The 11,794-nt window shown below is 64.4% G+C and carries 12 protein-coding genes and 1 pseudogene; 3 read left to right on the forward strand and 10 right to left on the reverse strand.

Going from position 1 to position 11,794, the window contains the following annotated elements:
* The first annotated feature begins 51 nt into the window (after window positions 1–51).
* Together IC761_RS32685 and IC761_RS32690 are read left to right on the forward strand one after the other, a co-directional pair.
* Window positions 52–579, forward strand: a complete 528-nt coding sequence (locus IC761_RS32685; protein ID WP_195800738.1) for a GNAT family N-acetyltransferase — start codon at window positions 52–54, stop codon at window positions 577–579.
* Between the two features lie 108 nt (window positions 580–687).
* The gene (locus IC761_RS32690) at window positions 688–1,128 is read left to right on the forward strand and encodes a DUF2147 domain-containing protein (protein ID WP_195800739.1); all 441 of its coding nucleotides are present in this window, start codon (window positions 688–690) and stop codon (window positions 1,126–1,128) included.
* Between the two features lie 4 nt (window positions 1,129–1,132).
* Here the strand turns inward: IC761_RS32690 and IC761_RS32695 are convergent, their stop codons facing one another.
* From IC761_RS32695 to IC761_RS32720, 6 genes are all read right to left on the reverse strand, one after another.
* Window positions 1,133–2,275 carry a DUF3095 domain-containing protein gene (locus IC761_RS32695; RefSeq protein WP_195800740.1) on the reverse strand — a complete coding sequence of 381 codons (1,143 nt, stop codon included), beginning with the start codon at window positions 2,273–2,275 and terminating at the stop codon, window positions 1,133–1,135.
* Window positions 2,276–2,412: 137 nt separating this feature from the next.
* Entirely contained in the window at window positions 2,413–2,613 is a 201-nt protein-coding gene (locus tag IC761_RS32700; RefSeq protein WP_195800741.1) for a hypothetical protein, read from the reverse strand.
* 127 nt (window positions 2,614–2,740) lie between these two features.
* Window positions 2,741–3,463 carry an SDR family NAD(P)-dependent oxidoreductase gene (locus tag IC761_RS32705; RefSeq protein ID WP_195800742.1) on the reverse strand — a complete coding sequence of 241 codons (723 nt, stop codon included), beginning with the start codon at window positions 3,461–3,463 and terminating at the stop codon, window positions 2,741–2,743.
* Entirely contained in the window at window positions 3,456–4,838 is a 1,383-nt protein-coding gene (locus IC761_RS32710) for a class I adenylate-forming enzyme family protein (RefSeq protein WP_195800743.1), read from the reverse strand. Before IC761_RS32710 ends, IC761_RS32705 begins: the two co-directional genes overlap by 8 nt.
* A complete protein-coding gene (locus IC761_RS32715; RefSeq protein ID WP_195800744.1) occupies window positions 4,825–5,070 on the reverse strand; it encodes an acyl carrier protein in 246 nt (81 codons plus the stop codon). Before IC761_RS32715 ends, IC761_RS32710 begins: the two co-directional genes overlap by 14 nt.
* 151 nt (window positions 5,071–5,221) lie before the next feature.
* Window positions 5,222–7,036 (reverse strand): long-chain-acyl-CoA synthetase, encoded by a 1,815-nt coding sequence (locus tag IC761_RS32720; RefSeq protein WP_195800745.1) that lies wholly within the window; start codon window positions 7,034–7,036, stop codon window positions 5,222–5,224.
* A gap of 232 nt (window positions 7,037–7,268) precedes the next feature.
* Here IC761_RS32720 and IC761_RS32725 point away from each other — a divergent pair, with 232 nt between their 5' ends.
* Entirely contained in the window at window positions 7,269–8,249 is a 981-nt protein-coding gene (locus IC761_RS32725; RefSeq protein WP_195804849.1) for a Bug family tripartite tricarboxylate transporter substrate binding protein, read from the forward strand.
* A gap of 70 nt (window positions 8,250–8,319) precedes the next feature.
* Here the strand turns inward: IC761_RS32725 and IC761_RS32730 are convergent, their stop codons facing one another.
* From IC761_RS32730 to IC761_RS32745, 4 genes and pseudogenes are all read right to left on the reverse strand, one after another.
* A complete protein-coding gene (locus IC761_RS32730) occupies window positions 8,320–8,598 on the reverse strand; it encodes a DUF3551 domain-containing protein (protein ID WP_195800746.1) in 279 nt (92 codons plus the stop codon).
* Window positions 8,599–8,792: 194 nt separating this feature from the next.
* Entirely contained in the window at window positions 8,793–9,194 is a 402-nt protein-coding gene (locus IC761_RS32735; protein WP_246791401.1) for a type II toxin-antitoxin system VapC family toxin, read from the reverse strand.
* Window positions 9,195–9,301: 107 nt separating this feature from the next.
* Window positions 9,302–11,173, reverse strand: a pseudogene (gene htpG / locus IC761_RS32740) (molecular chaperone HtpG); the annotation flags it as partial.
* A 123-nt stretch (window positions 11,174–11,296) separates the two neighbouring features.
* Window positions 11,297–11,689, reverse strand: a complete 393-nt coding sequence (locus IC761_RS32745; protein ID WP_195800747.1) for a hypothetical protein — start codon at window positions 11,687–11,689, stop codon at window positions 11,297–11,299.
* Between the last annotated feature and the right edge of the window lie 105 nt (window positions 11,690–11,794).

Raw genomic sequence — 11,794 nt, forward strand, 5'->3', positions numbered from 1 at the left:
ACCGATCCCCTACCGCCCTGCAACAAATCCAAGACCAAAGCCAAGACCGACATGAGCATCGAGATCGACATTCTGAACGGCGACGCCTCCTGGCCGATCGCGGAGCCGCTACATCAGGCGGTCTGGGGCCCTGACATGGTCGCGGATAAGCCGTGGGCTCACGTCAAATGGGCCAACGCCGATCTGCGCGTGCTGATCGAGACGCCCGAGGACGGATTGGTCTGCCATGTCGGCATCTATTTTCGCACCATTGCCTGGAATGGACAGAAAGTGCATGTCGGCGGCATCGGCGGCGTCTGCACGCGCGAGGATCGCCGCGGCCGCGGCTACGCCACCATGGCGATCGACGCCGCGATACACACCATGCGCGCCAACGAGGCCGTGAAATTCGCGCTCCTGGTCTGCGAGCCGCACAATGTCGCATTCTACGCGGCCCGCAGCTGGCTGCCCTTCACCGGCGAGGTCTATTGCGATCAGCCGGAGGGACGAATCCGCTTCACCGCCATGGCGCCCTATGTCTTCAACATCGTCCGCGCGCCGACGCTCGGCACCATCGACCTGTGCGGCCTGCCCTGGTGAGCCCCTGGGGCACCTTGGGGCAAATGAGCGCAGGAATGTGATTCCATCAGGCGTTGCACGATCCTGATTTGCTGCTATTGGAAGCGGCTCCGTTCCGAGGCTCTCCCCATGCTCCGCAGATTTGCCGTTCTCGCCTTCCTCATGGCCGTGCTGCTTGGCGCGCCTGCCGCTCATGCGCAGAGCGCCGAGGCCAGCGGCACCTGGCTGACCCAGGCCGGCGATGCACGCGTAAAAATCAGCAAATGCGGCGGCGGCATCTGCGGCGTCATCGTCTGGCTGCGCGAGCCCATGGACACCGCGACCGGCCAGCCCGCCACCGACAGCAAGAATCCCAATCCCGCGCTCGCCAGGCGCCCGATGATCGGATTGCCGCTGTTCTCCGGCATGCAGCCGGCGGGGCCGAACAAATGGTCGGGCCAGATCTACAACGCCGACGACGGCAGCATGTATGCGAGCAGCATCACTGTCACGGGCGCGGATTCCCTGCGGATCGAAGGCTGCGTCGGTGCGCTCTGCGGCGGCGAGAGCTGGACGCGCGCAGGGCGCTGAGGCTTCACGCCATCATCGCCTTCAGCGCGGTTGCCGCAGAGGCATAGCCGCCCCGCGCGCCATCGATGAAGTGGACATGGTCGCTGCGCAGCGCCGAGGGCGTGAAGCAGGTCATCATCGCGGCATCCTGCGGGTAGAGGCCGTAGCGCACGATGCCGTCGCGCGCGGCCGCCGCGAGCCGATCGGTCAGGGCGCGCTCGAGCTGCGGCGTGCAGTCGAGGATCATGCGCAGGCCGTCGTCATATTTGCGGAAGTCGGAATTTTCCACCACCTGCTGCTTGTAGAGCTTTGGCGCAAAGCCGCCGACCTTGATGTCGAAGCGCATGATCAGATAGGCGAACAGCGTATAGGCCAGCACGCCGGCGCGGCGCTTGAACAACGGCCCTCCGCGCGTCGCCCGCGCCTCGTAATCCAGCCCCTTCGGCGGCCATGTCAGCGGCGGGCCCTGCGGCGGCACCGGGCGGCCGCCCTCCGGGCTGCGCTCGACCAGATGAATGATGTCCTCGATCACCTTGCGGAATTCCAGCGGGTCGGCGCCGCGCGCCGGCATCACCAGCACCGACAGGATCAACCCGCGTGAGGCCGGCATCACCTCGAAGCGGCAGGACAGGCCGGAGAGATCGGGTTGCGTGCCAGCGGGGGCCTCGGTGACCGCGAACTCGCCGCGCTTCATTGCGGCGTCGGCGAAGGCGAGCCCGCCGCCGGAAAACATCGCATAGGACAGATTGGCCGATGGACCGAAGCGCGCGACGCGCACGTCCAGGCCCTGCGCGCGGATGGCGCTCACCGGCACCAGGGCGACGCGCATCTTCAGATCGAGATCCTCCCGCACCCAGGTCGCGGTCGCGGCCAGCGCCTCGCGGGCCGATTCGAGATCATCAGGCGCAACCGCAAAGCTCGCGCCGTCGCCGCCGAACACGAAGGGAAATTCGCGTCCCTCCAGCGCATTGGTCACCGCGGCGATCACGGCGGCACCGGCCATGTTGACCGCCTTGTAACGCTGCGCCGCGATCGCCTTGGTGGAATCGACGATGTCGGCGACCCCGATGCTCCAATCATCGGGTAGCGGCGAATAGAGCCTGGGCTCCATCAGGCTGGTGAAGCCGCGGAAGACGGGAATGCTGCCGTAGAAGGAAGCGGCGGTCATCTCGGAGCCGGTCAGGTTTCAGATGATACCAGATACGTGGCGGGACCCATCCGGGTTCGCCGACCGGCTCCCGAACAAGCAGGGGGTATCATCGGCTGAAACGGGCGCGACAACAAGATGTGGGGACTTGCACCGACCTAGTGCAGCTTCTCGTCCTGGCGCTTACGCGACGGCACGTTATGACAGCCCACCAGCCGCACGAATTGCTGCGGATACATTTCGTGGCCGTGATCGCCGGAATTCTGGTGCGCCATTGGCGGACAGCGGACGTCCTCCGGCTTCGCGCAGGACGGTTCGGGCTGGGCGTGATTTGAAGCGGTCATGCTTGACTTGGCCATGGACTGCTCCCTGTCGTTTAGGGCAGATCGATTGACGTAATCCAATCGATTGCGGGGCATCTTACGACCAAATCCAGATTGATGTCATTGCGCCGGATCAATTCAATTGTGGCGGAGCGGTTCCGCCTTACGCCGTGTTCCCCGCATCGATCGTGAACACGGTACCGGTGACGTTGCGCCCGCCTTCGCCGAGGAGGTATTCCACCATGCGCGCGACGTCGTCCGTCTCGGGCAGGCGGCGCAGCGCGCTGCGGCCGGCGATGCGCTTGCGGCTCTCGTCGGACAGACTGTGCGTGAGCTCGGTGTCGATGAAGCCGGGCGCGATCGCGTTCACGGTGATGCCGAGCTTGCCGACCTCGCGCGCGAGCGAGCGGGTGAAGCCGGTCGCCGCCGCCTTGGTCGCACCGTAGACAGAGAGACCGTTATAGCCCGTGGTCGCGATGATCGATGAGATGTTGACGATGCGGCCGGCGCCATCCGCCATCATCTGGCGCGCGATATATTTGGTGAGGATGATCGGCGACAGCACGTTGAGCTGCACCAGCGCCTCGATCTCGGAATTGTGCATGGTGGCAAGCAGGCCTTCGGTGCCGAGGCCGGCATTGTTGACGAGGCCGTAGATCGGACCGAACTCGTCGCGCACGAGCTTTGCGTAGGCCGGGATCGCGTCGATCACCGCGAGGTCGCAGGCGCGGAAATGCAGGCGGCCCTCGGAGACGGCGATTGCGGCCCTGAGTTCGTCGCTCTCGCGGCGCGCGGCCGCGATCACGTTGTAGCCCGCACCGGCCAGGCGCTTGCCGATGGCAAGGCCAATGCCGCGACTGCCGCCGGTGACGAGGACATTATGCATCGGTGCGCGCCAGCTTGCCGGCCGGGGTGACGTCGAGCGCGTCGACGAAGCGGATCACCGCCGGCACCTTGTGCGAGGCCAGCTGCGCCCGGCACTGATCCAAGATCTGGTCGCGGATCTCTTTCGCCCGCGCCTGATCAGTGCCGTCGGCGAGAATCACATCGGCAACGACGATGCCGCCCGTAATCGGACTGCGGCGCGATTTCGCCCGCGACATCCGCACGTCGGGATGGCGGTTGATCGCCGCCTCGATCTCCTCGGGATGAACCTTCAGCCCGCCGATATTGATGATGCCGCCGCGGCGGCCGACGAAATGATAGCGATCGCCGCGCAGCTCGACCATGTCGCCGGTGTCGACGAAGCCGTCGCCATCGGTGAGCGCGGCCGCGTTGCGGCCGATATAGGCGTGCGCGGTGCGCGTCGAGCGGATCCGCAGCGAGCCGTCCACGACCTTCATCTCGACGCCGTTGCGATTGCCAAGATAGTTGGCCGGAAAGCCTTCCAGCCCGTCATTGACGGCGAAGCCGACGCCGGCCTCGGTCGAGGCATAGGCGTGGCCGATCGAAGAATTGGGGAATGCGGCCTTGAGGCCGTCGAGCACCGCCTGGTCGGCGATCTCCCCGGAAAGGCGGACATAACGCGGGCCAAACTGCGCGGCCGAGCCGCTCATCAGGAGCTTGCGCCAGTGCGAGGGCGTGCCGGAGATATGGGAGACGCCGCGCGCGTTCAGCCGCGCGACGTGATCGGCGAGCGCCTCGTGCGGATCCGACAGCACCATCGAGCCGCCCGAGAGGATGGCGCGGAGAAAGATCTGCAGGCCGCCATAGCGGCGGATGTCGTAAAACGTCGCCCACACCGGCGCGGGCCCCTTCGCCGGGCCTTCGGCGACGATCGCGCCGGTCAGCGCCTCCAGCGTATGGCCGACGATCTTCGGCACGCCCGAGGTGCCCGAGGTGAGCATCAGCCATTCGGTAGCGCGCCCGGTCTGTGCGGGCGCAGCAGGTACGGGCGGCAATTGCGCGGTGACGATGAGCGCGATGCCGGTGCCAGCCCAGCGATCGGGCTCGTCAGTGACGACGGCATCGATCCCGGCATCCGCGATCAGTGCGTCGAGATGCGCCGGATTGAGGTCCGGCGGGCACAGCAGCATGCGGTGGGCGATGCCGTCGAGCTCGATCATGGCAAGGCCAGACCTGAGCTGGTCCGACAGCTTCAGCAACACGGCGCGGCCGGACAGCTCACGCAGGCGGCCACCCAAGACCGTCTGCGACAGGATGTCGGTCAGCGACACGACATCGTGCGCATCCGACAGCGTGCGGCCCTTCAGCTCCGCGCCGAGATGGTCGCGAAGCGCAAAGATCTCACGCGGGGACATTTTCGTAGGCCCGCACGAAATCGCCCACCGTGGCAGGGAACGCTACGTCCTCGGAAATGGTGAAGGGGTCGACGCCGGTCTCGTCCTCGAGGCGCGCGACCAGGATGGCGAAGGCGAGCGAGTCAAAGCCCGTCTCGTGCAGGGACAGATCGTCCGAGAGTGCCGGAAGCGCGACGTGCTGTTCCTTGGCGATCTGCTGGATCGCCTCGATGACCTTGGACCGTACCGACATGACTGGCTCGCCTCTCACTTAGTTAATCGATCGTGTTTCTTGCGGCGGCTCTTGATGACCGCCTCCCATGGCCGTGTGTTTACCGGACAGAAGTAAATGGCCTCTTGGACAATTCAGATAAAATTGGACCTATCTCCGGATTTTGGTTCCGCTACAGCCTGATCGTGCCGTCCACGATCCGCGCATATGCCCCGGCATCGAGCGCGACATAGGCGCCGGATGTCGGATCGAGCATGAACAGCGGATCGGCGATTGTGTTCGGATCAAACCCCTCCTGCGCGAGATCGCCCTTCTTCTGCTTGAACGTCTCGGTCGCATCGAGCTCGTGCGAGATGCGAAGGAAGAGGGGCCGCGCGTAGGCCGGCAAGCGCCGGGCGAGATGCGCGGGCAATGCCGCGGTATCAAAACCTTCGTTCACGACAATCGCGCTCATGCCGGCGCGGCCATCGGCGCCGGGAATGCTGACGCCGTAAGTGGTGGCGTCCACGATGCCGGTGAAATCGCGCACGGCGTCGTTGACCTCGGAGGTCGCGACGTTCTCGCCCTTCCAGCGGAAGGTGTCGCCGATACGATCGACGAAATGAAAGAATCCCTTGTCGTCGAGCCGCATCAGATCGCCGGTGCGGAACCAGGCATCGCCCTTGGCAAAGACGTCGCGAAGGATCTTCTTCTCGGTTTCGCCAGCGTCGGTATAGCCCTCGAAGCGGCCGCCGCCCTGGTCGGCCGTGCCGATGCGGCCGATGGCTTCGCCGGCCTCGCCGCGGGCGCAGGCGACACAATAGCCCTCTTCATTGCGCAGCGGCGCGCCGCTGTCGGGATCGAGCTTGACGAGGCCAGCGGGAAAGCGATGTGCGAGCAGCGGCGGGATGCGGCCGATTGCGCCGGGCTGCCCCTCAACGTTGAACAGCGAGAAATTGCCTTCGGTCGCGGCGTAGAATTCGAGGATGCGGGGAATCGCAAAGCGTCCCTGGAAATCCTCCCAGATGTCGCCGCGCAGGCCGTTGCCACAGGCGAGCCGCAGGCGATGACGGTTCTCGTATTCCGACGGCGGTGCTTTCAGCAGATAGCGGCAGAGCTCGCCGATATATTGAAACAGCGTGCAGTCGTGCCGCACGATGTCGGGCCAGAAATTCGAGGCCGAGAATCTTTCCGCAATCACCACCGAGCCGCCGGCGGCGAGCATGCTACAGGGCGCAACGATGCCGCCGACCGAATGGAACAGCGGCAGGCAGTCATAGAGCCGGTCCTGCGGCGAAGCGCCGGCGAGGCCGGCGAACCAAAAACCCCAGTTGAGGATGCGGCGATGGCTGATGCTGGCGGCCTTCGGCAGGCCTGTCGTGCCGGACGTGTAGATCAGCAGCGCACGGTCATCGACGGTGACGACGCCATGCTCTCCGGACGAGAGCGGACCATCATCGAGCGCGGCCAGCGCGACATCGATCGAGCGCTCGCTGCGGGCATCGCCATGGATCCAGACCTTCGTCTCCGTCTTCCGATGCGGTGAAGCGCTGTCCAGCATTTCTGCCAGATTATGCGCGACGATGATCTGCGAGGGCTTTGCGACATCGAGACAATGCGCGAGCGATTGTCCAACGAGTTTTGTGTTGATCAGCGCCACCACGCCGCCGACGCGGCTGATGCCGAGCCAGGCCGCGACATAATCGATGCCGTTCGGCATGATCAGGCCGACGGTGTCGCCCTTGCCCACGCCGACCGAGCGCGCCCAGCGGGCATAGCGATTGATGCGCTTCGACAAGCCATCATAGTCGAGGCTGGCGTCGTCGGTCACCAGCGCGAGGCGGTCGGGCTGGCGCCGCGCCCAATCGTCGATGACGTCGGCGAACAGCCGGCCCGGCAACGTCTCGATCCGCGCGGTCAGCTCGATCGCCTTCAGCCAGATCTTTGACGCCGAAGGCGCGCGCGCGGATTTGGCTTGCTCGATGACGCCGGTGGTCATGCCGTTCATTCTTTCGGCCGGTATCTGCTTGTTCCCGGCAGATTAGCCCGCGCGTCCTGCCCAGGTGTTAAGAGACAAGGTAAAACTGGGTTAGTGCGCGATTAACTCCGATCATCCTTTACCAAGCCGGCGGGAACGGCGTGCGGCTTGGCGCGATTCTTGCGATAGCAAAGCCACGATGCCGAGTGGGCATGCTTACCCTCTCGCGGGAGAGGTGAAGTAAGAGCGGGGGATGCAGATGATGATCACCAAGCGACATTTCCTACAGACCGCAGCCTGCGCCGCTGCGGCGCTTGCCGCGCCGCGTGCCTTTGCGCTGAGCAACCCGTCCTATCCCTCGCGCAGCGTCAAATGGGTGGTGCCTTATGCCCCCGGCGGCGCCACCGACGTGCTGTCGCGGCTGCTTTGCCAGCGCCTGTCGGACCGGCTCGGCCAGACCTTCGTCGTCGAGAATAAGCCCGGCGCCGGCAGCAATATCGGCACGCAGGCCGTGATCACCTCGGCCCCCGACGGCTACACGCTGCTCTTGACTTCGACGGCAAACGCCATCAACGCCTCGTTCGATCCGGCGCTGCCGTATGATTTCGCCAAGGGCATCGCGCCGGTCGCCGGTGTTGCGCGGATTCCGCTGGTACTGGTGGTCAACAACGATCTGCCGGTGAAGAGCGTTACCGATTTCATCGCCTACGCCAAGGCCAATCCCGGCAAGATGTCGATCGCCTCCTCCGGCATCGGCACCTCGCTGCATCTGTCCGGCGAATTGTTCAAGTCGCTCGCCGGCGTGCAGTTCACCCACGTGCCGTATCGCGGCTCCGCGCCGGGCCTGACCGACGTGATGAGCGGCCAGATCCAGGGCATGTTCGACAACGTCACGTCGTCATTCGAGCTGGTGCGCGCCGGCAAGCTGCGCGCGCTGGGCGTCACCACGCGCGAGCGCTCGGAGATTTTGCCCGACGTGCCGTCGATCGCGGACACGCTTGCCGGCTACGAGACGAGCTCGTTCTATGGCGTCGGCGCCCCGCACGATACACCGCGCGAGATCGTCGACCTGCTCAATCGCGAGATCGACGCCGCGCTTTCGGATGCCGAGATCAAGGCCCGCATCGCCGAGCTCGGCGCGATCCCGCTGCACGGCAACGCGACCGAGTTCGGCGGCATGCTGACCGCGGAGACCGATCGCTGGCGCAAGGTGGTGGAGCTGTCGGGGATCAAGAAAGAATAGCGCTAGCCGCTTCGCATCACGCCAAACGCGCAGCGGCAACCGACATCCGCCGCGCGGCACATCGTGGGCGTCAGTACACCTTCTTGTGGCGCTTGCGCGGCGCAGGCGGCGGCTCGTTGAAGGCGTAATAGGGATTGAGGTCACAGCTGGCGGACCGGCCCGAGGCCGAGACCCGGCACTGCGGCAGCGAGGTGAAGGAGCAATCGAAATAGTCTCCGCCACCGCCAAAGCCGCCGGAGGTAAACACGTGCATGCACACCGGGAAGCGCGGATCATAGGTCTGGGCGCTGGCATCTGCCGCGACGAACAGCGTCGCAATCGCGGTGAGGGTCAGGATCGGCAAGCGCATGGACACATCCTCGAATGGGTGGCGTCGGCGGATCTGATGCCGACGGCCTCCTATGGCACAACGCCACGCCGGAGGCGACTGTTCCTGGGGACAGTTGACGGCAAGGTGAGTGGCATCTGTGCGCGAACCGCGATCCATGATGATTTCCTCTCCCGGCCTCGCAAAGACCCCGAAGCGAGAGCAACATATGTGACTTAGGCCAACCAGTTTTCGACCTGCAAACCATGCACCCGATTGAACTCGCCCGTATTTGCAGTCACGACGATGGCACCCATCGCACGTGCATGGGCCGCGATAAGCAGGTCATTGCCGCCGATAATCGAGCCTGCCGCTTCAAGCGCCGAACGGATGCTACCGTACGCGACGTCAGCAGGAGCGCCGAGCGGCAGTACATCCATCTGCTCCAGCAGATCGTCGACGGCCGTTTTGAGCCTCAATGATCCGCTCTTGACACATCCGTAGCGAAGCTCTGCGGCAACAACAATGCTGGTACAAATGTTGGTGTCGCCGACAGCGTCAATTCGTTCGGCGACTCGTCCCTGAGGGTTCTTGATCAAATCGGATATGATGTTGGTGTCGAGCATATAGAGCGTCACAACGGCCTCTCCGGACTTGGCGCAGGATCATCAATTTCCGGGAAATCCTCGTCAACAGGCTTCATGGTTTTGAGCAGGGCCGAGAGCCCGCCTCCACCACTTTTGTCACCGAGTCCCTGGAGCACAAGGCGGTTCAACCTCACCGCAAACGCCGCCGGATCCTCCGGCAGCTCGCCATCCAGAATCTGCGCCTGTTCGAGCAGGAGCAGGCTGAGATCGTCGACCGTCTTCGAGCCGGCCTGCGCCCTGACGATCGCGGCGACCAGCGGGTGGCGCAGATTGATCTCCAGGATCGGCTTGGTGCGCATGCCGCGATTCTGCTGCGCCAAAATGCGCTCGAGCTCGCGGCTCGGACCCTGGCTGTCGGCGACGAGACACGAAGCCGAGCTGGTGAGGCGGGTCGAGGCCTTGACGTCGCTGACGCGCTCGCCGAGCGCGGCCTTGATCACCGCGATGATTGCGGCTTCATCCGCCTCGGGCTCGTCCTTCTTCGTCTCGTCCTTGTCGTCGACGCGCGGGATCAGGTCGAGATTGAGATCGCCCTGGCTCAGCGACTTCAGCGGCTTGCCTTCGAACTCGGTCGGCATCGAGGTCCAGAAGGCGTCGACGGGATCGGACAGCAACAGCACCTCGATGCCGCGTGCGGTCGCAGCCTCCAGCCGCGGATTGGATTTCAGTCGCTCGATGCTGTCGCCAACGAGATAATAGATCTCGGTCTGGTTCGGCTTGAAATCGGCGATGATGTCTTTCAGCGAGCGCTTCTCCCCCGTGGTGGTGGTGAAGCGCGACAGCGCCAGCAGCTTTTCGCGGCGCTCGAAATCCTCGTAGATACCCTCTTTCAGCACCGCGCCGAACGCATCCCAGATCTTGGCAAAATTCTCGGCGTCCTTCTCGGCGAGGCTTTCGAGCTCGTTGACGACGCGGGTCGCCACGGCTTTCCGGATCTGCACCAGCTGCGGATTGTTCTGGAGCATCTCGCGCGAGATGTTGAGCGGAAGATCCTCGCTGTCGACGACACCGCGAATGAAGCGCAAGTACCCCGGCAACAGATCGGCATCATCGGTGATGAAAACGCGGCGGACATAGAGCTTGACCCTCCCCTTGCGCGAGGGCTCGAACAGGTCGAACGGCTTGGTCGACGGCGCGAACAGCAGCACGGCGTAGGAATAGCGGCCCTCGGCGCGATAGTGCAGCGTCATCGCGGGATCGTCGAAGGCCGACGCGATCTGCTGATAGGCCTTCTTGTAGTCTTCCGTCGAAAGCTCGGATTTCGAGCGCTGCCACAGCGCGCTCGCCGAATTGATCTGGCGCGGCTCGCCCTCTTCCGGCACGAGCTCGATTGGGAAGAGAATGTTGTCTGAATAGGCGCCGACGATGCGCTCGATCTCGTAGGTCTCGAGATATTTTTTCGCATCGTCCTTCAGATGCAGGACGATCTCGGTGCCGCGCGTCACGAGCGCCGCATCCTCATCGCTGGCGCGCGCGATCTCGAAGCCGGAGCCACCGGAGGACGTCCAGGTCCAGACGTCGCTCTCGCCGGCGCGGCGGCTGATGACGACGATCTTCTCGGCGACCATGAAGGCGGAGTAGAAGCCGACGCCGAATTGGCCGATCAGGCCGAGGCCATCCTTGGCCTCCTTCAGCTTCGAGACGAACGCCTTGGTGCCGGAGCGGGCAATAGTGCCGAGATGGTCGATCAGCTCCTGCCGCTCCATGCCGATGCCGTTGTCGGCGATGGTGAGCGTTCCGGCCGCCTTGTTGGGGATAATCCGGATCTTGAGCGCGTCGCCCTCGCCCAGCAGGGCTGGATTGGCGATCGCCTCGTAGCGCAGCTTGTCGCAAGCATCCGAGGCGTTGGAGATCAGCTCGCGCAGGAAGATGTCGGTCTCCGAATAGACCGAATGCACCATCAGGTGCAGAAGCTCGGAAACCTCGGCCTGGAAGGGCTGCGTATGCGCAGCCGTATCGGTCGTCGTCATGCGTTTACCCGGTCAAATCGAAAGAGAGGAACCCGGGATATAACGCGATGGGAGGGGGGATCAAGTGGACGTAAAAAGCCGCCGTCCCGGGGGGAGGGCGGCTTCGTCCTGAGGTCCGTGTAATCAGGTCACGCAGCGGCCAGGCTGGAGCAGTTTTGCGATTTCGGTGAGCGAGCTGACCATCGGCTCGCAGGCGATCGTCGGCCGGCCGCGGCCTGGCTTCTGCATCAGCGGAGCCGGCTTGGCGTTGCCGGTTTCGATCAGCGCAGGCAGGCGCAGCAGCACCGACGTATCGGCGAGGTCGTTGAGCCGCATCGAGACGGTGCGGGTCGGAACCTCGGCAGGTTTCAATTCCGCCAGCCGATCGGCCTTGCCGGCGCGGTTGACGACATGGCCGGGCTTCTCGGAAACCGCCTGCCAGCGGCCGGAAAGATCATGGCCGGAAGCCAGTTGCGCAGCGCCCAGCGCGACCATGATCGCGGCGGCACCCAAAAATGCCTTGCTAATCTGTGACATGGCTGTTGATCCCTCGCCCCATGGCGATCGCGGGAACAACGCTGGTGACGGACCGGGAGTTCTCGCTGGTTAAGATCACTTAACCGTGTGCGCGAAATGCATCGG

This window comes from Bradyrhizobium commune, assembly GCF_015624505.1.
Classification (GTDB): domain Bacteria; phylum Pseudomonadota; class Alphaproteobacteria; order Rhizobiales; family Xanthobacteraceae; genus Bradyrhizobium; species Bradyrhizobium commune.

Excerpts from the sequence above, each read along its gene's own strand:
- IC761_RS32690 (WP_195800739.1), top strand. The coding sequence starts at position 688 with ATGCTCCGCAGATTTGCCGTTCTCGCCTTCCTCATGGCCGTGCTGCTT.
- IC761_RS32700 (WP_195800741.1), bottom strand. The coding sequence starts at position 2,613 with ATGGCCAAGTCAAGCATGACCGCTTCAAATCACGCCCAGCCCGAACCG.
- IC761_RS32710 (WP_195800743.1), bottom strand. The coding sequence starts at position 4,838 with ATGTCCCCGCGTGAGATCTTTGCGCTTCGCGACCATCTCGGCGCGGAG.
- IC761_RS32720 (WP_195800745.1), bottom strand. The coding sequence starts at position 7,036 with ATGAACGGCATGACCACCGGCGTCATCGAGCAAGCCAAATCCGCGCGC.
- IC761_RS32725 (WP_195804849.1), top strand. The coding sequence starts at position 7,269 with ATGATCACCAAGCGACATTTCCTACAGACCGCAGCCTGCGCCGCTGCG.
- IC761_RS32745 (WP_195800747.1), bottom strand. The coding sequence starts at position 11,689 with ATGTCACAGATTAGCAAGGCATTTTTGGGTGCCGCCGCGATCATGGTC.
- IC761_RS32705 (WP_195800742.1), bottom strand. The coding sequence starts at position 3,463 with ATGCATAATGTCCTCGTCACCGGCGGCAGTCGCGGCATTGGCCTTGCC.
- IC761_RS32685 (WP_195800738.1), top strand. The coding sequence starts at position 52 with ATGAGCATCGAGATCGACATTCTGAACGGCGACGCCTCCTGGCCGATC.
- IC761_RS32695 (WP_195800740.1), bottom strand. The coding sequence starts at position 2,275 with ATGACCGCCGCTTCCTTCTACGGCAGCATTCCCGTCTTCCGCGGCTTC.
- IC761_RS32730 (WP_195800746.1), bottom strand. The coding sequence starts at position 8,598 with ATGCGCTTGCCGATCCTGACCCTCACCGCGATTGCGACGCTGTTCGTC.
- IC761_RS32715 (WP_195800744.1), bottom strand. The coding sequence starts at position 5,070 with ATGTCGGTACGGTCCAAGGTCATCGAGGCGATCCAGCAGATCGCCAAG.